The sequence below is a fragment of the Paraburkholderia acidicola genome (genome assembly GCF_002362315.1).
Lineage (GTDB): Bacteria > Pseudomonadota > Gammaproteobacteria > Burkholderiales > Burkholderiaceae > Paraburkholderia > Paraburkholderia acidicola.
Genome location: NZ_MTZV01000004.1, coordinates 1,328,619 through 1,352,906, shown reverse-complemented (window position 1 = coordinate 1,352,906; position 24,288 = coordinate 1,328,619). Strand labels below are relative to the sequence as shown.

16 protein-coding genes and 1 tRNA gene are annotated in these 24,288 nt (G+C 58.4%); 7 read left to right on the top strand and 10 right to left on the bottom strand.

Features of this window, described 5'->3' with window-relative positions; all coding sequences use genetic code 11:
- Positions 1-9 precede the first annotated feature (9 nt).
- The 4 genes from BWP39_RS16370 to BWP39_RS16355 all read right to left on the bottom strand — a co-directional run bounded on the left by BWP39_RS16370 (position 10) and on the right by BWP39_RS16355 (position 3,490).
- Positions 10-1,383: an FAD-dependent oxidoreductase gene (locus BWP39_RS16370; RefSeq protein ID WP_096721830.1), complete on the bottom strand. Its 1,374-nt coding sequence runs from the start codon at positions 1,381-1,383 to the stop codon at positions 10-12.
- Positions 1,380-2,057, bottom strand: coding sequence for a PadR family transcriptional regulator (locus tag BWP39_RS16365; protein WP_096721827.1), 678 nt, complete (start codon positions 2,055-2,057; stop codon positions 1,380-1,382). Before BWP39_RS16365 ends, BWP39_RS16370 begins: the two co-directional genes overlap by 4 nt.
- 221 nt (positions 2,058-2,278) lie before the next feature.
- Positions 2,279-3,244, bottom strand: coding sequence for an NAD-dependent epimerase/dehydratase family protein (locus BWP39_RS16360; protein ID WP_096721825.1), 966 nt, complete (start codon positions 3,242-3,244; stop codon positions 2,279-2,281).
- A 24-nt stretch (positions 3,245-3,268) separates the two neighbouring features.
- Positions 3,269-3,490: a hypothetical protein gene (locus BWP39_RS16355; protein WP_133116887.1), complete on the bottom strand. Its 222-nt coding sequence runs from the start codon at positions 3,488-3,490 to the stop codon at positions 3,269-3,271.
- Positions 3,491-3,594: 104 nt separating this feature from the next.
- Here BWP39_RS16355 and BWP39_RS16350 point away from each other — a divergent pair, with 104 nt between their 5' ends.
- The 6 genes from BWP39_RS16350 to BWP39_RS16320 all read left to right on the top strand — a co-directional run bounded on the left by BWP39_RS16350 (position 3,595) and on the right by BWP39_RS16320 (position 15,479).
- Complete coding sequence (locus tag BWP39_RS16350) at positions 3,595-4,500, top strand: LysR family transcriptional regulator (protein WP_407944793.1); 906 nt, start codon at positions 3,595-3,597, stop codon at positions 4,498-4,500.
- A 372-nt stretch (positions 4,501-4,872) separates the two neighbouring features.
- Positions 4,873-8,022: a type VI secretion system Vgr family protein gene (locus BWP39_RS16345; protein ID WP_096721821.1), complete on the top strand. Its 3,150-nt coding sequence runs from the start codon at positions 4,873-4,875 to the stop codon at positions 8,020-8,022.
- Positions 8,023-8,073: 51 nt separating this feature from the next.
- Positions 8,074-12,729, top strand: coding sequence for an RHS repeat-associated core domain-containing protein (locus BWP39_RS16340; protein WP_096721819.1), 4,656 nt, complete (start codon positions 8,074-8,076; stop codon positions 12,727-12,729).
- 75 nt (positions 12,730-12,804) lie between these two features.
- On the top strand, positions 12,805-13,464 hold the full coding sequence (locus BWP39_RS16335) for a hypothetical protein (protein ID WP_133116886.1): 660 nt from the start codon (positions 12,805-12,807) through the stop codon (positions 13,462-13,464).
- 358 nt (positions 13,465-13,822) lie between these two features.
- A complete protein-coding gene (locus tag BWP39_RS16325) occupies positions 13,823-14,200 on the top strand; it encodes a hypothetical protein (RefSeq protein ID WP_207556850.1) in 378 nt (125 codons plus the stop codon).
- A 79-nt stretch (positions 14,201-14,279) separates the two neighbouring features.
- On the top strand, positions 14,280-15,479 hold the full coding sequence (locus BWP39_RS16320; RefSeq protein WP_096721813.1) for an IS256 family transposase: 1,200 nt from the start codon (positions 14,280-14,282) through the stop codon (positions 15,477-15,479).
- 43 nt (positions 15,480-15,522) lie between these two features.
- Here the strand turns inward: BWP39_RS16320 and BWP39_RS16315 are convergent, their stop codons facing one another.
- From BWP39_RS16315 to BWP39_RS16290, 6 genes are all read right to left on the bottom strand, one after another.
- Entirely contained in the window at positions 15,523-15,786 is a 264-nt protein-coding gene (locus BWP39_RS16315; RefSeq protein WP_096721811.1) for a PAAR domain-containing protein, read from the bottom strand.
- 12 nt (positions 15,787-15,798) lie between these two features.
- On the bottom strand, positions 15,799-16,884 hold the full coding sequence (locus BWP39_RS16310; protein WP_096721809.1) for a DUF6708 domain-containing protein: 1,086 nt from the start codon (positions 16,882-16,884) through the stop codon (positions 15,799-15,801).
- Between the two features lie 2 nt (positions 16,885-16,886).
- A complete protein-coding gene (locus BWP39_RS16305) occupies positions 16,887-19,424 on the bottom strand; it encodes a T6SS effector BTH_I2691 family protein (protein WP_096721807.1) in 2,538 nt (845 codons plus the stop codon).
- Positions 19,425-19,426: 2 nt separating this feature from the next.
- Entirely contained in the window at positions 19,427-20,323 is an 897-nt protein-coding gene (locus tag BWP39_RS16300; RefSeq protein WP_096721805.1) for a DUF4123 domain-containing protein, read from the bottom strand.
- A 7-nt stretch (positions 20,324-20,330) separates the two neighbouring features.
- Positions 20,331-22,808, bottom strand: a complete 2,478-nt coding sequence (locus BWP39_RS16295; protein ID WP_096721803.1) for a type VI secretion system Vgr family protein — start codon at positions 22,806-22,808, stop codon at positions 20,331-20,333.
- Between the two features lie 757 nt (positions 22,809-23,565).
- Positions 23,566-23,641 (bottom strand) — tRNA-Lys (locus BWP39_RS16290).
- 208 nt (positions 23,642-23,849) lie between these two features.
- Here BWP39_RS16290 and BWP39_RS16285 point away from each other — a divergent pair.
- Entirely contained in the window at positions 23,850-24,254 is a 405-nt protein-coding gene (locus tag BWP39_RS16285) for a PaaI family thioesterase (protein ID WP_096722661.1), read from the top strand.
- Positions 24,255-24,288 lie beyond the last annotated feature (34 nt).

Sequence of the window (24,288 nt, the reverse complement as noted above, 5' to 3'; positions counted from 1 at the left end):
ACGCCTCGGTTACTGCGTCTGCGCGGCGCGGTCGGTGCCATTACTGCTATCGCTGTCGCTGCCGCGAAACTGGTTTTCCGCGTCGATCATCCGGCGCTTCAACAACGGAACGTTGTTGACTACGCGCAAGCCCGTGCGCATCGCACCCAGCGCGATGCGCCCAACCACCGGTCGATGAATCGGATCGTGTTCGTCGAACCGCTTGCGCGATGCCGCGACTTCATCGAAGCCGTAGCGAAGCATCTGCGCCTCGTAACCCGCCACGGCATCGTGACCGGACATCGTGCCGCGATGCGCATCGGCGAGTCGTGCGGTGAGCAGCGCTGCATCGCGCAGCGCGGTGTTCGCGCCGACGCCCCTGCCCGGCGTCATCAGATGAATCGCATCGCCGAGCACCGTGACGTTAGTGGTCGGCCATGCGTCGACCGGCACGGAGGTGCGGACGTCGACGGCGAACGCAGTGGATGGGTCCGATGCGCGGATCAGCGCGCGCAGGTTCGGATGCCAGCCGTCGGTGATCTGTGTGGCGAGCGCGAGCAGCGCGGGTTGGCCGAGTGTCATCGGATTGGCCGGCAGATTGCGCAGTGCACCCCACACGCCCCAGATCAGATGGTCGCGGCTGTTGTCGAAGAGCAGACCTGGCCAGCGCGCGAGCAGTTCAGCATCGCTGCTGCCGATGCCTTCCTTAAGCCCATCGTCGCGCCACGGAAACTCCATCACATGGATGATCGCGCCGAAGCCCTTCGGCGCATTGACGAGCGTGATGCCATCGAGCACCTTCGACGACAGCAGCGCACGCGCAGCCTCGGTCATCGGCACCTTCGCGGCGATGCTGACGATGCCGGTGTTCTCCAGCTTCGCATCAGGCAGCAACTGACGCCGCACCTTGGAGCGCGCGCCATCCGCGCCGACCAGCAGGTCCGCAGTGGCGTGTGTGCCGTCAGCGAAATGGGCGGTCACGCTGCCGTCCGCGTTCTGCTCATAAGCGGTGAACGTCTTGTCGAAATGCACACAGTCTTCGAGCCCGCTCAACAGTACCTGTCGCAACGTCATGCGGCTGACCGACTTGCCGCCGCTCATCGATTCGTCGGCGAGCGTGACGGACAGCAACTCCGTCATGTGCTCCGTGAGGATGTTGAAATGACCCGGAGTACGTGCACAGGTCGCGACGAACGTCGCGAACAGATCGGGCGGCAGACATGCCTTCAGCGACGCGATGCCATGCGCGTCAATGCCAACCCGATAGCCTTGCAGACCGTCGCTGCGCGTGCGGTCGCGCTCGTACACGGCAACATCGATGCCGGCCTGCCGCAAGCCGTGCGCGAGACACAGACCGCCGGTACCGGCGCCGATGACGATGACGCTCAACGGATTGCTGTTCATTTCCTGCTTCCTTTTTTTGTCGCAGGTTTCGTGGATTTTGCGGGTTTGTTCGGCTGATACGTCGTGGAATCGGCGGCGAGCGTGAAGCGCTGCGCGATTTCTTCGAGCCACGCGGCGCTCCACGTGATCACACCACTTTGCAGATCCGCGACGACACCGCGCACCCAGTCGAGTTCGGCGACGAGTTGCGCACGAATCAGCTCGCTTTCGAGCAGGAAGAGACGCGGGACATCGATGGCTTGCGCCTCTGCCGTCCCAGCATCGAGACGCTCCAGTTCACGCTCCAGCGCGCCGACGCGGATCCCGAGTTGCCGGCATACGTCGTCGGGCGCCAGCAACGGCAAGAACGACAACGCGGCAGGAAACGCCGGGAATTCACGCGCCGGTTGAGCGAGTTGCTCGCGCAGCCAGAGCCGTCCTGTATCGCGGCCGGCGTCGGTGATGGCGTAGACGGTGCGCTCAGGGAAGGCGCCATCGCGCTCGATTTCGTGCACCGCGATCAGATCGTTGCGCAGGAGGCGATCGATGGTCTGGTACAGGCTGTTGCGCTGACCGACGTTGATGACCTCATCCTTGCCGCGCGCCTTGATCAGCTGCAGCATCCGGTACGGGTGCATGGGGGATTCGGAGAGCATCGCCAGGACGGCGAGGGCCAACGGGGAATGACGGACCATAAAAATGCCTAGTCGATTAATATCTAGTTATTTTATGACTAGCGCGATAGGATTTGCAAGGGGAGACGTACAGTGCGGTGCGGCTGAGCCCGGAATGCAGGCGCGCGGATCGGCATCGTGAGATCCGCTTGCCGGTGGTTCCGCCGACACCGCGCCGCTACCTGGCTAACCTGTTTGAACCGCGCGGCCGTGCTGGAAAGTGACGTTGTTCAAGGCGATTCTCACGCTGCGGCAACCAGCGCACGGCTGCTCGACTCAGCAATGAGCGTCTGCCGGATACCTTCCACATACGACGTTTTATGGATCGGCCCGAGCAGCTTCTGCAGCGCTGAGTCGTCCATGATGAGCGGATTGGTCATCAGGTAATTCATCTCGACCATCTCGCGGATCAGCGGTTTGAACAGCCCGATCAAACGCAACATCGTCTTGCCGGCTACCCGCAACTTGAGCTGCCTGCCCGTCTGACGCTCCATCTCCGACACGATCTCGCGCTGTGTCGTCACACCCGCGCCGGCGAAGTGCCAGATCTTCCCGAATGCGGCGGGCGTATCGACCAGCCGCGCCACCACCGGCCCCACGTCCGGTACGAAGACGAATTCGTGGGGACGGTCGAGCGGTCCGATCATATCGGCGGTGCCGCCGTTCACCGCGGCGTGCGCCGCGCCGTGGAGCAGACTCGCTGTCACGCCCGGGCCGTAGAAGTCCGGCAGGCGCAACACCGTTGCATTGATGCGGCCGTCGTTGTGCGCCTGCATCAGCAAGTCCTCTTGCGCCTTGCGCATACGCCCCTTGAAGGTGTGCGGCTCACGCGGATGATCTTCTCGCACCCGACTCGCGTTCGCCATGCCGTACGGGTACACGGTACCGATCAGGATGATGTTCTTGACGCCGGCGGCGACCGCGCCGTCGATCGTCTTGCGCATCAGTTCGGGATGCAGTTCGAACTGCCAGTAGTTCACGCCTACCAGATAGATCAGCGTTTCGATGCCTTCGGCCGCGGCGATGACGGAGGCGGGCGAGTCCGGGTTCCACGTGACGATTTCCGCGAGCGGATCGGTGCCGAAGGTGTCGCGCAAGCTTGCTTCAGTACGACCGACGACGCGATAGGGGCGCCCCTTGCTGCTGAGAGCGGTGGCGATGCTTTGACCGATGGCGCCTGCGGCACCGAACAGAGCGACTTTAGACATGACGATTCTCCAGGGGATAAGAATTCAGAACGAGCGACGGCGAAAGGTCGCAGCGGAAACCAACGAGACGCGCGAGAGAACCGCACCGAGGTACCCGTCGAGAATCGGCCGAACCGGCGCCTGCAGCCAGGCTTCGAGCGCGGAGATCGCGGTGTCGACGACGACCTCGCCAGCCTTGATTGCCAATACACCTGCAGGGCAGTCGTGTTGCCGGGATGCCGGGTCGGCGAGGGTGGCGAGGTTCATGTCGGGCTCCGTGCGTTTCGGTGGATTGCGTTGCTGGAGACCGTAGATTGCCAAATAGACCGTCAAACGAAAATTGCCTAGAATCGCATTGTCTCTATAGAAAAATGCATACCATCATGAAACGCGAGCCTAACTGGGAGTGGTACCGCACTTTTCTGAGCGTCATGGAAACGGGTTCACTGTCGGCGGCCGGGCGGTTCATGGGGCTGACCCAACCGACTGTCGGCCGCCACATCGACAGCCTTGAAGAAGCCCTGTCGCTCAAGCTCTTCACACGTTCGTTCGACGGCTTCGCGCCCACCGATGCCGCGCTCGAACTGAAGCCTTATGCGGCCGGCGTGGCGGCGACGTCGGCGGCACTGCTGCGGGTGGCCAGCAGTTACGGGAGCGGGGTTCGCGGTAGCGTGCGTGTGACGGCCAGCGAGGTGATCGGCGTCGAGGTGCTTCCGCCGATCGTCGCGGCATTGCGCGACGAGCACCCGGAGCTGACTATCGAACTCGTGCTGTCGAACAAGGCCGACGACTTACTGCATCGCGAGGCGGACATCGCAGTGCGCGGATTCAGGCCGACCCAGGATGCGCTAGTGGCGACGCGCGTTGGGAATATCGAACTCGGTTTGTTTGCTCACGAACGCTATCTGGCCGCGCACGGCACGCCGACATCGCTGGATGAACTGCATCGTCACGCCATCGTCGGTTACGACCGCGGGACCGCTTTCACCCGTCAGTTCGAGGATCAATATCCGATGTTCACGCGTGCTGCACTGGGGTTTCGCACCGATAGCGACCTGGCGCAACTGGCCGCCATTCACGCGGGCGTTGGCATTGGGGGATGTCAGTCGGGATTGGCGGCGCGTAACAAGTCGCTTGTCCGGGTACTACCGGACGCGTTTTCGTACGCCATGGATACCTGGATCGCCATGCATGAGGACCTGCGCGAGAGTGCGCGTTGTGCGGTGACGTTTGCGGCGATTGTGGCGGGGTTGAAGGCTTATATACGGGGTGAGTAAGAGAAGCGTTGCTTCAGTTTGAAACGGCGATTGGGATGAACCTCTCCGGGTCGTTATGAGCAAACAAATAATGCTCGCCGTGCGGATGGGAAACGGCTCCCAACCGGACACATGATCGCTTCGACGATATAGCGCGGTCTGAAAGCCAGGTCATCGTTACTGAACTTAAGATAACCGGTACAAATACCCTGTTTTCTGGGTTTTTTTACATCCGGAGACTCCGTAATGATTTTGAAATTTTAAATTCCAGAAATACAGGCTGAACCGGTCGTTTTCAGAATCTTGCAATTTATGATGATTTTCCGATTGCGTTTGCATAATCGTCATACGTAGAATCGCGCGAGGTGAACGAATAATCAGACCGAGAAAAACATGGGTGCGCAGAATATTATTGGGGCGATAACGGGGGGACTGTCGCAGCAAGACCGTCTTCTGAAGCTGGATACTCCCGCGGGCAATAACGTATTGCTGCCGCACCGGGTGACCGGGCGCTCGCGTATTGGCCGCGATTTTCTCTTTACGCTCGATTGCGTGTCGAAGTCGGGCGACGTCCAGCTCAAGACCCTGATCGCCCAGCCGGTCACCCTCTGGATACAGCAGACGGACAGCTCGTATCTCCCCCATCACGGCTACGTGCATATGGCACGCCGGCTGGGGAGCGACGGCACGCTGACGACTTATCAACTGGCATTTTCGTCATGGATGCATTTCCTGAAGTTCCGTCGCGACCAGCGGCACTGGCAGGATGAGCCCGCCGACCAGATCATCTCGGACGTATTCAACCAGCACCCGCAGGCCCAGGGGATGTTCCGCTTCGCGCTGTCGAAGCCGCTGCCAGCGCGCTCGTACAGCCGGCAGGATGAGACCGACTGGAATTTCGTTCATCGCCTCCTCGAGACCGAAGGGCTCTACGGCGTGTGGCAACAGGCCGCCGACGGCAAATCACACACCCTGACGATCACCGACCGTCTTGAAACACTCGAACCGCTCACGCCTGAGACGCTCGACTTCTATCGCGCGGGTACGGACAGCGAGGCGAATGCGCTTACTCAGTGGTCGGGCTCACGCACGCTGCAATCCGCGACGCTGTCGACCCGAACGTTCGACTACAAGAATCCATCCACGCCGGTCAATCCGAAAGCAACCTCGGTACCGACGATGGGCAATCAAGGCACCCTGCCCGCACAGGCAGAAGTCTACGAATACACCGGTGGCTACACCTATCCGGAGCAGGCGCGCGGGGATCATCTGTCGAAGATCCGCATGGAGGAATGGGAGTCGCAGGCCAAGCGCTTTCATGGCGCAGGCGGCGTGCGCGCAATCGATGCAGGTCGACGCTTCACGATAACGGGTCACCCCGTTCACGATGAGGACGCCGACAGCCAGCGCGAATTCGCGAGTATCGAAGTCGAATGGATCATCGAAAACAATCTGCCGCTCTCCGGACACGAAGCGAGCTTCCCGCACAGTCTGCGCGGCGAGGTGGCACAGGCCCGCAGCGACGGTCCTGGCAAACTGTTCAGCGTTCCGCATGCGGATGGTTCCACCGGCTACTACCGGGTATCCGTCGAGGCGCAGCGCACCACCGTGCCCTACCGCAGCCCGTTCGAGCATCACAAGCCCAAAGCGAAGCTGGAAACGGCGATCGTCGCTGGACCGAAGGGCCAGGAGGCTTATACCGATGATCTGAACCGGATCAAGGTGCTATTCATCTGGGACCGGGTCAATCAAGGCGATGAGCGCGCTTCGTGCTGGGTGCGTGTCGCGCAGTCCGATACCGGCAGTGGCTATGGCGGCGTACACATGCCGCGCGCGGGTGAAGAACTGCTGATTGGCCACGTCGGTGACGACATCGACCGGCCGATCGCGCTGCACCGTGTCTACAACGGCGCCGCGAAACCACAGTGGCATTCGAATTCGCTGCTCTCGGGGTACCGGTCAAAGGAGTTCTCGGGCGCCGGCTTCAACCAGATGGTGATGGATGACGCAACTGGCCAGAACCGGGTACAGCTCTACAGCAGCAATACGAATGCGCAGCTCCACCTCGGCTATCTGATCGACCAGACCGGCAACACACGAGGCAATTTTCTTGGCAGCGGGTTCGACCTGAGTTCGGAAGCGTACGGTGCATTGCGTGCGGGCCAGGGGCTGTATGTGTCGACGCATCCTATTGCCAGCCAGCAGCTCGATGCGCGTGCAGCCAGCAACCAGCTTGTCGGTTCGGAGGGCGTGCTCGAGGCATCGTCGCAGGCGAGCGAAGCCTCGCAGGCCGAAAGCCTGAAGGAAGGGCACGACGCATTGAAGAGCTTCACCGATGCGACGCAGTACAGCGCGACGGGTGCCACGAGCAATGGCGGCAATACGGCCGGCGGTGGCACGGGCAACGCGAATGCGTTCAAGGAACCGGTGATGCTGTTCGCAGCGCCCGCCGGCATCGCGCTGTCGACGCAGAAATCGGCGCACGTTGCGAGCCTTGAGCACATCAACCTGGTGAGCGGCCAGAGCGTGCACATCGCGACAGGCAAGTCATTGATCGCGAGCATTGGCCAGAAACTCAGCCTGTTCGTGCAGAACGCCGGCATGAAGTTCTTCGCAGCGAAGGGGAAAATCCAGATCCAGGCGCAGTCGGATAACGTCGAACTGACCGCGCAGAAAAGCATGATCCTGCAGTCCGCGACCGAGAAAATCACGATCGCCGCCGATCAGGGCATCCTGCTGACGAGTGGTGGCGGATACATCCGGATTGCGGGCGGCAACATCGAGATCCATACGCCTGGGAAGGTCGATGTGAAGGGGGCGCAGCATGCATTTAGCGGACCGGCGAGTATGGGATACCCGTTACCGTCACCGCGATCTGATCAGCCGGGGCAGCTCGAACTGCTGCACAAGTATGCGAATGGCGAGCCTTTTAAGGGCGCACCGTTTTCCGTGCTCGATGCGAATGGCAGCGTGCTCCGCAAAGGCGCGCTCGATGCTAACGGACATACGGTGGTGAGCGGTTTGCCCGTGGGTGCGGTGCAGGTGCAGTTCGGTGAAGACCCGCGCAATCAATACGATCAGTCGAGCGTATTCAAGAACACGCCGTGGCCTGCGCAACCGGCGCAGCCAGGTGGGTCGGCGCAGGCATCTGCCTTGTCGCAACTGGGTGGGTTGTTGCCTTCTGCTGCGGGGGCGGCCGGTGCGGGTGGCGCGGGCGGTGGCCTGGCAGGTGCGCTGTCGGGGGCATCGAAACTGGCGGGTATGGCAGGAGCCGTTGGGGCCGGCGGTGGCTTGGGCAGCGCGCTGTCGTCTGCGTCAAAGCTGGCTGGCGTTGCGGGTCAGGCGACGCAAGGTGCTGCCGGGCTGGGGCAGGCATTGAGCGGTCAGGCAATGGGGCTCGCGCAAGGTGCTTTGGGGCATGTGTTGCCTGCGGGCGCTAGTGCGGCGCTGTCGCAGGCGAGCCAGCTCGGTGCCGCTGCGAAGCAGATCGGTTCGCTTGCGCAAGCTGCACGGGGTGCCGTTCCTGCGCTGACTTCTCTCTGATCTTCGCTCTCTCGCTCGGGCGAATTCTCATTCTTCTAGAAAAGAACTGCTATGGCTGAATCTTCGGGTGTTTTGCTTCCTAAGCCGACGGAGATATTCGTTGGTCCACTGGCGGGAATCGGAAAGATTGATGTCGGCGCGGGCATCAAAGCCTGCGACGGTTGGCTGCGTGGCATCAGTGATGGCTTCATCACCATCGAGCGGCTCAAGATGGTGGCCAACGCGTTGCCGGTGGTGGCGAACATCATGTCGGCGGTCGACCTCGTGCTCGATATCAAGGACATGATCGAGCACCACCAGCAGGGGCACAATCCCGATCTGTTCGACTGGATGAATCTCACGCTGGATCTGATCGGCATTATCCCGATGCCGCCCGACATGGCGGAGTTCCGCATGGGCGGACGTCCGGTCATGAAAATGATCCGCGAGGAACTCGTCAAAGCGGGCAAGACGGTTGCAGAAGCATCCTGGCAAGTGATCGAGGGTGCGGTGATGCAGGCGGTCATCGATAGCTTGAGTGAACAGTTTGCGGGGAAGATCCAGAGCTTCGTGGACGGCATGAAGAAGGGACTCGACACAATGCTCAAGCACTGTGCCGAGTACATCGAGAAATTCATGTTGGGTTTTGCCGATCTGTTTGCCGAGGTGGCGGGCGACAAGGCACTTAGCGTTGAGGGCAATCTCAGTGCAGCCGGAAAGCATGCGGACCAGGCTGCTGCGGGGTTTGCTTCACACGATGCGCGCAAGACCATCAATGGTATCGGCAACTTCATCGTCGACTTCTGGAAGGTCGAGGTGAAGGAGGCGGTCAATCTTGGTACGGCGGTTGCGAAGAAGCTGGATCTGCCTTATCAGAAGCTGTTGCGTGAGATGGCTGACACGTTGCGCAAGATGGTGCCGGTGGTGAAGCAACGCATCCTCGAGATGGGTGGAGCGGATTTTGGGAAGATCGGCTTTCTGATTAACTTCTTTCAGACTGTGCTTGACAAGAAACATGCTGCTTTGGAGCACATGCGTTTGCATGGGTCTGGTGTTAAGGCGCACGGTACGACGAAGGTGCATCGGGAAGAAGGTGAAGGGCGTAAGGAAACGGTTCGGCATACCGCGGAGGCGGAGCATCCGGGTGCTAATGACTGCAAGACCCGCTGCCCAGTGCCTTCGCCGGCCGGCGCGTCGGGTCATTCGGTTGGCTTTGCGCTGGGTGACGAACGGCTGAACCATCACGATTTCGTATTGCCCGGGGCAATGCCGATCAACTGGACGCGGACTTATCGCTCATTCTTCGATGCGAACGACGAAAGCGGCGAACTGGGGGCACGCTGGATTACCCCCTACACCACACGTATCGACATACACGCAGCCAAGCTGGTTTATCACGATGGTACTGGCAGAAGCGTGGAATATCCGCTGCTCGCGGCCGGTGACGCACACGACGATCAAGGCGAAGGACTCACGCTGCTGCGACTCGACGAGCAATGGCTTACTCTCACGCGTGGTCCCGAACTGCTTGAGGCCTACGAGAAGCGGGGTTCTGCATTCCGTCTCGCGTTTGTGAAGGACCGCGCCGGCAACCAGGTGACGCTGGACTACGATCAGCAGCATCATCTACACCGGCTCATCACGCCGCACGCGATCGTGGCTTTCACACACGACGGCCGTGGCCGCATCGTCGAGGCGGTCCATCACGACGGGGAAGGCAAGCGCGTGGCGACGTTGGCGCGCTATACGTACGGTTCCGACGGCGACTTGGTGGTTGCCACCGATCGCTACGGCAACCGTCGCGAGTACGCATATCGACACCACTTGATCACGCGCTACACGGACCGGACCGGTCGTGCGATGAACCTCGAGTGGAATGGAACTGGGCCGAAGGCAAAGTGCATCCACGAGTACGCGGACGACGGCAGCGACGAGATACGTCTTGCATGGCACCCGGATTTCCGGCTCGTCAGCCTGACGGATGGATTGGGCAACGTTACAAAACACTACTACGACCTTCACGGCTATACCTTCCGCATCGTGCATCCAGGTGGTCGAGAGGAGTGGATGTATCGCGATGCGAACCACAATCTGATACAGCACACGTATCCGGACGGCAGCAGCGAACGGATGACGTACGACGCACGCAGCAATCTGATCCGGCACGCGCGTCGTGATGGCAGCGTTGTCGAAATGGCGTATGACGGTAAGGATCAGATGGTCAGCATGACGGATCCGCATGGCTATGTGTGGAAGCTGGAATACGATTCTGCGGGCAACATCACTACCCGTATCGATCCGCTTGGCCGCAAGACCGAATACAGCTACAACGACCAGGGGCTTGTCACCAAGATCAAGGATGCGAAAGGAGGCACCTCGGCGATAGCATACGATGACGCCGGCCAGGTGATCGCACAGACCGATTGCTCAGGCAAGACAACAACGTGGGCATACGACAGTGACGGTCGACTACTCAAAAGCGGAGACCCGGCAGGTGGCTCGACCGTATTCAGTTACGGCACGAACGGACGTCCGATTGAAGTGAGAACGCCCGCAGGGCTCGAGCGAATTGCCTACGATGCTGAAGGCCGCCTGCTCAGTCATATCGATTCGCTGAACCGGACGACCCGCTTCGACTACAACGCGGCAGGCCGTATTGGAAGACGCGTCGATGCGCTTGGGCAAACAACCTCATACCGCTACGACCAACTCGGCCGGATGGTAACGCTGGTCGACGCCAATTCAGCAACGTACAGTTTCCAATACGATTCGCTGGGTAAGCTGATTCAGGAGAGTGGCTTCGACGGACGAACAACACGCTACACATATGGCGGGTCGGACGGTCGGCTGCAATCGATCGACGAAGCCGGACAGTCGGTTACGGTGGAATATGACTGTGGCGGCCGTCCGACGGGTCGTGTGGCGGGCGACGAGACAGAACGCTTCAGCTATGACGCTGGAGGGCGCTGGATCGAAGCCCAGAATCGTTACAGCCGGTTGCAGCGCTTTTTCGATCCGGTTGGCAATCTGGTACGCGAGCATCATGCGTACAGCTTGTTCGGTGAATCGCGGAGCTACGTCTGGCACCACGAATATGACGAGCTTGGCAACCGCATTAAGACCATTCGCCCGGATGGCCACACGATTGACTGGCTCACGTATGGCTCCGGACACGTGCATGGCATGCTGCTCGATGGCGAAGAGCGGGTGCAGTTCGAACGTGACGATCTATACCGCGAAACATTACGCACGCTCCCCAGTCGCATAAGGGAGCGCACCACATACGATCAGTCAGGCTGGTTGACCCGACGTACGGTTCAGCGGGAAAAGGCACCGGCGCCGTTCCTTGCTCGCAACTATCGTTATGACGCCGCGGGACAAGCAATCGAGATCGAAGACAGTAGCAAAGGGTTGATCGCCCATCGATACGATGTGATTGGGCGATTGATCGAAACGAATGGACCACTCGGTCGTGAGCGGTTTGCGTTCGATCCGGCAAGTAACATCTTAGATGCAAGGCGCCCGGAGAGCACGCTACCCTTAGACGTACCGAGGGCGCTTGGCAATCTGCTCACACAATACGCTGGCACACGTTTCGAGTACGACGCGAGCGGAAATCTGTCTCATTCGCGGTCGTCGCACGGGGAACAGCACTACGAGTGGGATGCGTTCCACCGCCTGCGCGTTGCTCGTGTGTCTAGGCCGGAGCGGCGATTCGAAGCACGGTATTACTACGATGCGCTCGGTCGCCGTATTGCCAAAGAGGTGAACGGCGAGCGCACGGTATTCGGATGGGACGGCGACCGGCTGGCCTACGAAACCAACGCGAGTAGCAGTGCGCATTACATCTATGAGGTTGGCTCATTTGTTCCGCTCGCACAGTTCGTAACTGCTGCAGTGGAGGGAATTCCGACGCCGGTGGCCGGCGAGACGGATCGCTATATGCCGGAAGACGATCCTTTACAAAGGATTCCGCAGCGATCAACGTCTGCTCGTCTGTTCCATTACCACTGCGACCCAACCGGCACGCCGCTGTCGATGACGGACGAAGCGGGCGAAGTGGTGTGGGATGCTACATACAGAGCTTGGGGAGAGGCCGGGGAGGTAATTGCGCGTGTGTCCAAGGTAGCCGGAATCACGCCGTGCAATCCGCTACGTTTCCAGGGGCAGCAGTTTGATGAGGAAACGGGGCTTCATTACAACCGCTTCCGGTACTACGATCCTCAGCACGGGCGATTTGTTAGCCAGGATCCGATTGGATTATGGGGCGGTGCCAATCTGTACCAGTACGCACCGAATCCGATCGGGTACATCGATCCGCTTGGGCTTGCCAAGGGTAAATGCACCATATACTGGTACAACAATATCGGTGGACGCACTGGCCATTACACCGTTAAGACAATGGCCGGTACGGGGAACATGCATACTGAGCAGCAAAATACGGGCGATACAACATGGATTGCGCGCGTAAATAGCGCCGACGCGGGCGAGCCCGCGAATAGCGCGACGTTCGACGTGCCGGATGTTGGTGCAGCCCAAACATTCCAGCGCGATAAGGTTAGGGCCGGTGACAGACAAGAATCGAACGGCGCCTATAACGTCATGAGCAACAGTTGTATGACACACGTGATGGACGTACTCAACGCAGGGGGCGTAGAGGCGCCGTCCGGTGGACGCGCTGCATGGGATTTCCTTAACAATGCCGGTGTCGGTCCGCGTGCAAAGTGAGCTGAGCCGCAATCGAGGTATGAATAAATGATGTCTTCAACGTTGTGTTCGCGGCACGGTACTCGCCCTCCCACGATGGCATCAAAACGAATTGTGGCTTGTATCAATACAAGAGGACAATTTGCGCCCGGTGAACTGGTCAAGGTGTCGTTCGACCGGCCAAAGCGTAGTTCGGTGGCCTGGATGACCCGGGGCGAACTAGGGGAGCATGCTGCTTCTGCGACTTATGTCGACAAGATTGCTCATATTACGGACCGGCACGCGTTCGCCGTACTTGAGCGCCAGTTGGTCTTCGTTTGCCCGAATTGCCTCGATGAGTTGCTGGTACGCTCTGGCGAGCAGCCATTTGCGCCGACGTCGAAAGAGCAGGCGTTCGACACGTCAGTTGTCGCCAAGGGTGTAGAACCTCGTGGACCGATCATTAAGTGCGATATCCACGGGATGGTATTCGGAAGACCAACCTCGCCACGAATCGCTGGTGCAATTCAGAGGGGGGATACGTTACCGGATGCTCGTCTGATCAGGGTGATTACTGTTTCATCAACGAAGCACGAGAATGAATTCTGGTTTGATGAAGCGTTTCTTCATCAGGTGCTGGGATCGAAAATCGAAATTGCAGCATCGGTGTGTCGCCTGGAAGATCGACAATATGTAGATGCGCTTCTGGATGTGGCAACGGGGGTGTGTCCGCATGAGATGCAAGACTTCCTGAAGCGGAGTGGTGTCGAGCTCTGAATGTGGTTGCTGGCGTTTCTGCACACGTGAAATAAGATGCCTCAAGCGATGTGCGATAAGCACGGTTCTCAACCAGCAGAGTTGGTGACGCGAAACGCCTTGGACGTTATTCGCGGTCGCGTTGCTGACCATTCCATATCTATACATCCCGTCATATTGGTCTACGAGGAGCTTGAGTACAGTGGTTTCGCGACCAATGTAGATCTCATCATGCTCCAACGAGTCAGTAGTGTCAGAAATTCGGTGCGACTTTTCAGATTTGAAAAGGAAGATGCAATGTTAGACGCTCTTGGCTTGTTCACAGCTATCTGCGCGCGGTGCTTAGCCGAAGCATTCTAGGGGCACAAGCATTGACGCAATGCTCGAACTGATCGAAGTGAAGGAGTTCTCGGGAGAAGTACGACCAATGAAGATGCCGCAGAATGAAACGATTGTTCTTGATGTGGCCGGGAACACTTGTGCCGTCTGGACGGACATTCCTGACCATTTCGAGGTTCTACAGTCACTGGGTTTTGTGCGTAGCGACGATCGTTGGATGCGTCAGATCGCAGACGCAACCGATCGGCTGCGGCTCATCCAAGTCCTGATCGAAATGAAGGCTCTTTTCTCGGCGGGGCGCGATTGGAGCCCGCAAGAGCTTGTTAACCACTTTCGAGAGACCGGGGCTATAAGCGGTGCGTATCGCTCGATATCATGGCAGGCGTCGGATCACTACCTCATAGAAGAGAATCAGTGAGGCATGTACGGTGTGTACCACTCGCTGGGCCTGTCAGGAATTTCGTGTTTAAGGCATAACATGCTCTCAAGGAGAGACTATGCCTCGCAAACCGAAAGCCAAACCGGCAGATCTGCCGGTGATTCCGGCTGAACTGCTTGAACAGTTTGGTAACGGCCCGATGACGGCCGAAGCCATCAATGCGGCCACGATGGCCCTCAAGAAGGCGCTGATCGAGCGGGCGCTGGGCGGCGAGATGAATCACCATCTCGGTTATCCGTCAGGCGCCAGCAAACCGGTCACCGTCACCAACCAGCGTAATGGTCGTGGCGCCAAGACGGTGCTGACCGAGGACGGTCCGATGCGGATCGAGGTGCCGCGCGACCGCGACGGCAGTTTCGAACCACTGCTGATTCCCAAACACGAGCGACGCTTCACGGGCTTCGACGACAAGATCGTTGCCATGTACGCCCGGGGCATGACCGTGCGCGAGATTCAGGGTTTTCTGCTGGAGCAGTACGGTACGGAGGTTTCGCCCGACTTCATCAGCTCCGTGACCGATGAGGTCATGGCCGAGGTAACTGCCTGGCAAGCCCGACCGCTCGAGCCGATGTACCCGGTCGTATTCTTCGACGCACTGCGCGTGAAGATCCGCGAAGATGCCGTCGTGCGCAACAAGGCAGTCTATCTGGCGCTGGGCGTGCTACCGGACGGCACACGCGACATTCTCGGGCTCTGGATCGAAGGTACAGAAGGTGCCAAATTCTGGATGAAGGTCTTCAACGATCTGAAGACGCGCGGTGTCAACGACATCCTGATCGCCGTCACTGACGGCCTCAAGGGCATGCCCGAAGCGCTGGCCGCCGTATTCCCCAGGACTACGCTGCAGACCTGCATCGTCCATCTGATTCGCAACAGCCTGGATTATTCGAGCTGGAAGGATCGTCGGGCGCTGGCAGCCGCCATTCGCCCGATCTACACGGCACCCAGTGCAGAGGCCGCCGAAGCCGAGCTCAATACGTTTGCTGACGGCCCCTGGGGCGAGAAACTCCCGATGATCAGCATGGCCTGGCGCAGTGCATGGGATCGCGTGATCTCGTTTTTTGCGTTTCCGCCCGAGATACGCAAGATCATCAAGACCCGCGGCCACTTCCCGAGCGATGAAGCGGCTACGAAGCTTATCTGGCTGGCCTTGCGTAATATCACCGCCAACTGGGGGCATGCCGCTCACGACTGGAAGACCGCCATGAACCAGTTCGCTATTCTTTATCAGGATCGCTTCTTCAGATCATCCGTGTAATTCTCAACTCGCCTTGAACACGGAAATTCTGACACCCCCAACCTTATGAGGACACGCTGGAGATAAGCTTCGCACCACATTCCGTGGGGTCGCCGTCATAGGCCACCGCCTTGCCGTGATGCATGCGGGTACTGTCTCTCGGGGTAATCGCGAATGTACCCTGACATTTGGGGCACCAGGTCTTGTCTCCTTCAAGAGCCACAGGCACTCCCAAAACCTTGAAGTCATCGCTCGCGGTGGTCACTTGACCGCCGTGGGTCGTCTTGTCGTTCAAGCGAATTACGCCACGTTCAGCTTCGTCCTTCATGAAATATTCCCGTCAGGCACCGGACAGATTTTTCGGAGGTTGGTCCGTCAGCCATAGCCGCGCATTGACCACCCCATCCTGTTCGCCGCCCCAGTGATCGACTTTACCCTGCGGATCGTTCGGATACTCGCCGCGCTGTTGTGCCAGGACCGTTTCTGCCCAACCAACCGGTGTGCCCGCTCGTGGTTCTGCATACGGATCGTCCGGCGAAATCTCGCTTACTTTCCCGATCGATTCCGGCCATTGTGGGTCACGACAGCTCGCATTGGCTACGATACGACCCGCCGCGAAGACCAGGACAAGTGGCATTGTGATAATTCGCCAGAACGGGGACGCTCGCATGCCCAGCCCATAGAGCGCGAAAAGGAACGACTCGCGCGGCGTCTCGTGTTCTGTATGAAACAGCATGGGTTTCGGCAGACCGTTCGGGCCACCGTTCATGTACTTGCACCAATAATTCCATTGCACCAGCACCAGTTCCACCTCGGGCGATCCCGTCCACTCGCGGCCTATCGAAAATACCCTTGTCACCTTACCGTTCTCGTCTACCGCGTAGTGACGGATGTGATACACGGTGTTGAACTGTGTTACTTCCTTGTGCAGGCAGAAAATCGAGTCTTTTGCCCATGGTGCCTCCCATACAATATCGCCTTGGCCACGCCTCATGAAGAAGCGTCGCGAGCGGATTGCGTACAGCTTAAGCTCGCTACGGTGGAAGCGGATAGGCCTGCGCCGCAGGCCAAAGAAGAACCCGCGGCCCATTCTCCAAACAATGGTGCCGAAAAGCACGACTGCAGCAAGTGCAAGGCAATCAAAAACAAACAACCAGAAGGCGGGAGCGGGTGGGCCGCTGTGCGTGAAGTTATAGATGTATGGGCCAATCCCCATAAATACGAACGCCAGCACTACGCCTGTGATAAACCACTGCTTTTCCAGAAACGATGGTTCTGTCACGTCCATGTACGTCGAGTTCATCCTGAAGATCGTGCCCGTATCCCACATGTCGGGGCCAACTGGCCGATCTATCGGCAACCGATGCATCATGTCCCACTCCGGCACCGGTTGGCCGATACATTTCTTCATCAAGCGCTCATCCATGCCTAACCTCCTGCGGCCGAGTTATACGCATCTAGCTCCTCGTTGAGCGTGTGGTACTCGCTTTTGCTAAATTTGCACCGCGAAATCCATGCTTTCAGTTCCGCTCCCTTGTATAGGGCGATTGCAATTCCGATCAGGATTGAAGCTACCAACACTGGCCAGAAGAACGGAATCGTGCCGAAGAACGCTGCGACCGCGACATAGGCGCCCAGAATTCCACTTGCTACGTAGAGAGCGGACAAGCCATATTCCTGAGCGTGAAACGCTTCAGGTGCATTTTTGAAAAGATCGTAGCCTGCGAGCACAAGGCCGGCGATTGAACCGATCGCCCGGCCGCCGTATTTGCCAATCTCCGAGTAGCGCTCTGCATTGGCCCATTGCTTGAGAATATATGCCGAAAGTGGATGTGTCTCGGCTTTCGCGACAGTTTCGGCCGCCGTTTCGATGATATTTCCCACAATTGAGACGATGCATGCAGCAAGCTTCCGCTCGTTTTCGTCTTTGTTGAACCGATCGCTGCCTGAGAGGTCCTTCGTCGCGAAGACAAGCGCTACCATCTGGAAGATAGCGGTGGCAACGCCCTGATGAAATGCAGCTGGTGCGGACGATCCGAGCCACTCTCGTGTAGTTGCTGCGCCAGGCAGTTTAATACCTTTAACCGTTCCTTCCAGCTTACCGGTACGCTGCAATGCATCAGTGTCCAATTCGTACACCACAACATCCGGATCGGATACCGGAGTGGTTTTCAAGGTTTGTTTGGCAACCTGCGTGGCGTTCTCTCGCCTCTCAGTCCGGGTGCCATCGAGGTCCACTCCCAGGTCTTTTGCGTTCTGGAGCATCCAATCTCTCAACGCAAGCTTGCTGACCTTGGACTGTTTGATCGTTTCGCCAGAATGCAGGGCAAGTCGGATAGTTACCACTCCCCACGCGACGCCTCGAGCCGCCTTGGTCAAAGTCTCAACGATCACATTGCCGGTAGTGAGCACGAGGCGGTCAAAAAGCTTGTCTGCCTGGCCGTTCTTCGGCAACCGCTGGAATGCTTTTTTGTAGATCTGAATGAAATTTTCATATTGGATGTCCGACCCATGCACTTGGGAAGCCGCTGCACTCATCAGATCCTGCTGGTTAAACATCAGCGCACGCGCATAAATGTTGCGCGTATCCGATAGGGTGCCTTGATTCAGCCAGTCGTTTAACACCTTCGTACATTGGTCTGTTCCTGCCGCTGCTCCGATAGATTGTGCGCAAGATTCGCTATATGCAAAGCCGCTGCGCATATCTGCGTCATCGTGCACGCCGGCCATCCAGTCAGCGAGTAATTTGGAATTCAGCCAGCCCGCATGCGCCTGCACAAGCGGTTGCCAGCTGGGTTTGAACGCATCCAGAGCGCTTTGGTACTCTTTCGGAAAACCCTCCAATGCCTTCTGGTTAATGACGCTGACACGTTTGCCATCCGCACCGACCGTCGTCGAAGCGTCTTCCCATGCCGCGTCTTCGGCGGCTTTCTGCGTGCCTGGTACGTCGTTCTCCCGCTGGTCTTCGTCCTGCATGGCCTTGGTCACACTGCCAGACTGGAAGGTACCTTTGACCACCCTCCATAGCAGACCAATATCCGCGACTCCTTCGCCACCCATCGGGTTTTCGTTGGCCACCTGAATATCTTTCGTAACGGCATAGTCAACGCGTACGGATTCCCGCGCACGCGCACGAATTCCCTGTTCGGCTCGTCCGAGTAGTTGCGCGGACATCCATTTCCAATAGATTCCTTCGTTGAAACCGTTGTTGAGATTGGGTACGGTCAGCTCGGCGAGATCGTTGGTCAACCCCACTGGATCGTTAACCGCAACGATGAAACCTTTCCTGTTTGGCGATTGCGCCATCGCGTCACTAATGCGCGGGACATCACCATGCTGGTCGATTTCATATTTTGGTGGCGTATTGCTGAATTCGAACGCCGCCTTCATCTCATCCTTGCTCATCTTGAAATGAGCAATCTGCTCATGATTTGCGAAGAATTCTCCCGTGTCGGCAGCACCACCACCCATCATCTTTGGAATGTTGATGCATTGCATGTGCTTCTTGCGCCAGTCCTCTTTAGTTACATTGCCGACCAGGGTCTTCGTCCACTGGACGTTCGACCAGCCAATCCAGAGATTCGTCGCTTCATCGACACCAGGCGTATGCTCGATGTCGACGCAACGGCCCAGGGCCATCCATTTGTAATCGGTGCACTGTTTGCCAGCCCATTCCGCGTCTTGCGGGGGCGGCGCCGATCCCGGCGTAAAGCTCCACATCAAACCGTCGGGAAATATCAGATAGGCTTTCAAACGGTTGCGCTTTTCGTCCCATGTATACAGATATCCTGGTCGTATGGCGCGCAGCGTATATTTCGCGGCTCCGACCGATTGCGGCGCACGTCCGTCAATCTTGAAGTTTCCACCAAGTGCGGGCGCTTTAGCGGCGCCACGCGGACATGCCACTGCGTACCGGACCGGATACATCAGCAGGGATTTTCGATCGCACATCGAACACGAGGCCATGTTCAGATCCTTTCGGCAATAGGGTGAGACGCACGCTCCGCGAGCCCACGATAGTCGGCATCCGTCAAACAGGTCTTCGCTTCCGCCCATGACACTTCATGACGGGCGAGTGCAGGCCAGACCTCCTGTAGTTTGGGATGGTCAGCAAAGGCTTGCCCGTAATGCAGACAACATAGGCTGTAGTCAGTCAGGTCATCCAAATTGCTCAAGCCGCCGCGGACAGCGACATCGGCAAGTATCCGGTCAAGCAGTCCCGGCAGATTGCGCACCTCTTCTGGCGATAGGACCGGGAGTCGATGAAGCACCTTCGTCACAATCTCACTTCGATCAATCCGCACCCATTGTTCCGGGGTCGGCCAGCCGGATGCAGGGTCCCCGGCTTCTGGAACCGGAAGTGCCGGGCCGGCGATCTGCCATTTGTGGCCGCCCCAGGCGAACTGCCAGGTGCGCATTGGCTGCAGCAACGCGTTGCGTTGTGATGGCTTTAGTACGACCAGCGCCAGACTCAACACACGCGGATCGTAGTATCTCCACAGGACCGGACGGCCGTCGGCACCTGGACCAATCAGATAATGGGCGATGTGCCGGACCAGCTCAGCGAGCGGCCAGTCACTGTCGATCCACGCGCAGACAACCGGTGGCCGGTCTGGGTCGGGCTCTTCACGCCAGAGTTCGGTCAGTGCGACTTGCTGATCGGGTTCAAGCGATGCAACGTCGATCAGCTTTGGCATCAACTCGTCACGATGGGCGAGAATCAACGGCGTGCACGAATGCAGCGTGAGTGTGCGTAGGTAAGGGGCAAATCCGATCGTCGTGGGTTCGATCAGAGCGTACCCATGCGTAAATGGGCCATCAGGGTCCGCGGCCGCCTGCATGTCCAAGTGTGCTGCTGTCGTCATGAGTACCTCATGACAGCGGTACGGATGCGCTGCCCGCCTGTCCTGCAGAGGCCGTTAAGGATGAGCACAGATCCGAGCCCGGAAATTTCGCCGGAATGCTCTGCGGCCCCATCGTGCCGTGACTGGCCGCATGAAACTGATTACCGCCCGGTGTGAAACCGTTGATACCTTCCGCGCTGATCACCAGCTGACTGTTGCCAGCGTTCAACTTGATGCCTTGCTTGGCGGTGATATTGATCCAGTCCGACGTGCTGATAATCGACACGACTTTTTTTGCCAGAAGTTCAAGCTCGTCGTTTTGCGCCTGAACCTGCACCTTGCCGGCGGCTGCGATCAGCTTGATGCCCATACGGTGTACGAACAGTGAAAATTTCTCCGACACGCTGGCGAGCATCGATTTGCCGGCCGCGATGGACACGTTCGAACTGGCAGTAACAGCTACATGCTCGCCGCTCGAAATGTGGGTCGAACCTGGTGCAGTGGTGACGATCCCTGAGGCGCTAGCGAGCAGCAGATAGGGATCGCGCAACTCCGGGAAAGAATCGTCGCCACCAGTTCCTCCGCCCTTGATCGAATCGTTTTGACTTTTGAGCGTATCGGCAACCTTGCCTTGATCGCTGCCACTATCCTGCGCCTGGGACTGCTGGGCCAGTTTCTCCAGTTGCGCATGCAGGGTCTGCGACTTCGCCAGCCGCCCTGCCGGTTCGCTGATATCGGCCAGGTGGGATTTCGCCTGTGGCCGCGCGTCCGTGCTGATCAGCATGCCTCTTGCGGACCGGATTGCACCCACTGCATCGGTGCGCAACTCGAAACCCTCACCGCGAGCGTCCTGCCGGCCGGACGTATCCTCGACACGTGTAACGTACCCTAGCGATAACTGGGAGTGCTCATGATCGCTCCGTAGCTGGGTCTGGATCTGGTTCGCAGTATCGTCAAATATCAGCTGGCTGCTGCGGCCGCCCGCGGCGTTGCCGCTCGCCCCATTCAGTTCACGGCTGCGGAACCCCATCAATGCACCTTGCTCAGGCAGCTTCCACGGCGGCATGTTGGTCTCGTTCGCCACGCGCCCAGTGATGATCGGACGGTCCGGGTTGCCATCCAGGTGCTGCACGATGACTTCGGAGCCCGCTCGGGGTAACGCAGACATGCCGTTCTCCCCACCAGCCCATGATGACGACGCACGCACCCACGTGGAGCTCGCTTCGTTGCCGCGTGCTTCGCGATCCCAGTGAAACTGGATGCGGACCCGTCCGTACTCGTCGGTGAAGATGCTCTGGCCAGACGGCCCGACTACGATCGCGGTTTGCGGTGCGAGAATTTTCGTATCGACACTGTTGAACCCACGTCCTGGCCGCCACGGGACGTTGCGGCGGATACAGGTCAGTTCGTTGCTGTATTCCGTGGCGCCATTTGTACCCTGCAGGTAGTTGTTGGTGACCGAATGGCGAACTGCAACAATCAGGAACGTGCTTTTCTCACCATCGCCATACAACGATTGTCCGTACTGATTGATCAGCTCGAATTGCCGCCCGGGCATCACATAGCGGTTGTTGCCCTGACCTTCGAAGGTCTCGGCGGTAGCCTCGATCTCCTCAAGCCGGCGTTTCGCGAGATCCTCACCGGCCTGACCCAGCCCAAAACCGTAGGCGCCAGTGTATTCGTACTGCTCCAGCTCGGCGGGTACCGTGCCGTGGTTGTTCAGCGTAGGCAATCCGGTCGACACAGGGCGGGGGTTCTTGAAATCGAAGCGGCCAACGGTATAGGAGGTCGGCGCCGCGCGACCGGCAAGCGACCAGCTTCTGATCCCGTCTTCCCCCTGAAAATCCGCCACGCCATGGAAGGGAATTTGAGGATTTGAGCCATCGATCGCCGCGGCGTCACCCGACGTGTCGGTTACGATCAGCTTGTGACTTCCAGCCGTGTGCTCATACCAGTACAGATACCCGGCCGCCTCCAGGCGGCGGTGCAGGTAGTTGTGGTCGTGTTCCTCGAACTGGCACGCCATCGTCATGACGGGGTCATTGCCACGTACACGCCAGTCCCAGTCCGGCAACGTGAGATAGTCCTGCAGGATCGTGGACGCTTGGGTGTGTAGATCCTTTTCCTGAAAGAGGCGGCTGTTTCGTCTCAGCGTAAGGTAACGTAACCATGGACCGATTGTGGCTTCGTAAAACGCAATCGAACCATCCATCCTGACGAGTCGAAACGCAAATACATAACCGCTGAAGTGCCGCAAACTACCATCTGGACGAACGAACTGAATATCAACCAGTTTGCCCAGAAAATCCTTCGGGGCAAGCTGCGTGTCATCTGACAGGATTTCGGCGCAAAACTCGAAATCACGAGACAGAGATTCGACACCTTCAAACCGATTCAGCAATAGCACAGACGACGGCGCGTCGTTGTGGGGAAACGCCAATCGCAAATCACGATTCTGTTGCCGGTCTCCCCAAACTGCTTTCAAAGTCTGTTCTATGGTCGACATGATTTTTCGGTTTCGAATTTTTCCAGTCCGTTAATTCTACGAAATTATCAAGTGAAAAACATAAAGAAATATCAAATCACGATTTGGTTTTTGGGTGTCAGGCCAAAAAATGGCAGCGTTTGGCCGCTTGGATACTCGTAAGTGTCGTGCTGCGAATTCGCCCCCCGCCCGTGGACTCCGCTTGTGCGAGAGGGTTGGGTGCATTGGGCGAAGGTGCCGCTCCATGCGACGGGCCGCCTAAGAGAAATCCTGATGCATGACGGCGAGGCATCTCGAGGCGCAACGACGCATCTGTGATGAAGGGCGGAATGTCATAAGGAGAAAGCGGCGCGGTATGGGTTCAGTGCGATTCTTTGGAAGCGCAGTCGGAAAGATAACAGTAGTAATCAAGGCTCGAGGCGAAACCCAACTGCACCACTTCCAAGGTGCATTCCAGTTACTCGAAAAGGCAATTTTAAGTAACCTAAGCGGTAAACGATTGGGGAATCTTTAATTTTAAAGGAACGGAGTTTGAGGAAGCTGTAAACCTTGCTGGACAAGGCTTCGCCGTTGACTGTATTTGTCCGGTCGCCCTTTTTCGGAGGCTGAATTTCTTGGCGACCACAGCGCGGCTGGTGGCCGCCGTGATCACCGCGCAGGAACGATATTGGTGACGTTGATCGCCACAAGCGCCGAGGAAATATTAGACGCCGTCTAATACCAACGCGAAATAGAATGAAAAAAGGACCTAGCATCGCTGCTAAGTCCTTGAATTTCTTGGTGGGGCGTGAGTGACTCGAACACTCGACCTACGGATTAAGAGTCCGCTGCTCTACCAACTGAGCTAACGCCCCCAACAGACTGCAAATTATGCAGCATTCCGGACGCCTTGCCTAGCCCCCTCAAGCAGATTTTTTGAGAAAACTCGCCTTAAACCCATCCAGGACGGCAAAGCGAACCTCGCCAACCAACCGCCCATAAACCCGCTTCTTGCACCATCCCGGTATCATGTCGCGACATCATGCTGCGCGAAACGTCGCGCGGCCCGAACGGGGGCATACGATGGACGAAACCGCAATCCGTGAACTGCTTGATCGCGTGCTGGCACCGTGGGTCAAGACGCTCGCGCTTACGTCCGTGGCAGTCGACGACCAGAGCGCCACGATGCGCCTGCCGTTTTCCGGCGAGCTACGGCATTCGGGCGGCGTGATCTGCGGCCAGGTATTCATGGCCGCGGCCGACACCGTCATGATCGTCGCGATTTCCGCCGCACTGGGCGGTTTCAAGCCGATGACCACCGTATCGCTGAACATCAGCTTCATGCGCGCGGTGCGCAAAGGCGATGTGCTCATCACCGCGCGCGTTCTGCGGATGGGCCGCAATCTCGTGTTCGGCGAAGTCGAATTGTTCGACGAGGACGGCAAGATGGCCGTTCACGCGACGACGACCTACGCGCTGCTCGACTAACGCGGCCGTCGCGGCGCGACGAACGTTAGCCTTC

Excerpts from the sequence above, each read along its gene's own strand:
- BWP39_RS16370 (WP_096721830.1), bottom strand. The coding sequence starts at position 1,383 with ATGAACAGCAATCCGTTGAGCGTCATCGTCATCGGCGCCGGTACCGGC.
- BWP39_RS16365 (WP_096721827.1), bottom strand. The coding sequence starts at position 2,057 with ATGGTCCGTCATTCCCCGTTGGCCCTCGCCGTCCTGGCGATGCTCTCC.
- BWP39_RS16360 (WP_096721825.1), bottom strand. The coding sequence starts at position 3,244 with ATGTCTAAAGTCGCTCTGTTCGGTGCCGCAGGCGCCATCGGTCAAAGC.
- BWP39_RS16355 (WP_133116887.1), bottom strand. The coding sequence starts at position 3,490 with ATGAACCTCGCCACCCTCGCCGACCCGGCATCCCGGCAACACGACTGC.
- BWP39_RS16350 (WP_407944793.1), top strand. The coding sequence starts at position 3,595 with ATGCATACCATCATGAAACGCGAGCCTAACTGGGAGTGGTACCGCACT.
- BWP39_RS16345 (WP_096721821.1), top strand. The coding sequence starts at position 4,873 with ATGGGTGCGCAGAATATTATTGGGGCGATAACGGGGGGACTGTCGCAG.
- BWP39_RS16340 (WP_096721819.1), top strand. The coding sequence starts at position 8,074 with ATGGCTGAATCTTCGGGTGTTTTGCTTCCTAAGCCGACGGAGATATTC.
- BWP39_RS16335 (WP_133116886.1), top strand. The coding sequence starts at position 12,805 with ATGGCATCAAAACGAATTGTGGCTTGTATCAATACAAGAGGACAATTT.
- BWP39_RS16325 (WP_207556850.1), top strand. The coding sequence starts at position 13,823 with ATGCTCGAACTGATCGAAGTGAAGGAGTTCTCGGGAGAAGTACGACCA.
- BWP39_RS16320 (WP_096721813.1), top strand. The coding sequence starts at position 14,280 with ATGCCTCGCAAACCGAAAGCCAAACCGGCAGATCTGCCGGTGATTCCG.
- BWP39_RS16315 (WP_096721811.1), bottom strand. The coding sequence starts at position 15,786 with ATGAAGGACGAAGCTGAACGTGGCGTAATTCGCTTGAACGACAAGACG.
- BWP39_RS16310 (WP_096721809.1), bottom strand. The coding sequence starts at position 16,884 with ATGGATGAGCGCTTGATGAAGAAATGTATCGGCCAACCGGTGCCGGAG.
- BWP39_RS16305 (WP_096721807.1), bottom strand. The coding sequence starts at position 19,424 with ATGGCCTCGTGTTCGATGTGCGATCGAAAATCCCTGCTGATGTATCCG.
- BWP39_RS16300 (WP_096721805.1), bottom strand. The coding sequence starts at position 20,323 with ATGACGACAGCAGCACACTTGGACATGCAGGCGGCCGCGGACCCTGAT.
- BWP39_RS16295 (WP_096721803.1), bottom strand. The coding sequence starts at position 22,808 with ATGTCGACCATAGAACAGACTTTGAAAGCAGTTTGGGGAGACCGGCAA.
- BWP39_RS16285 (WP_096722661.1), top strand. The coding sequence starts at position 23,850 with ATGGACGAAACCGCAATCCGTGAACTGCTTGATCGCGTGCTGGCACCG.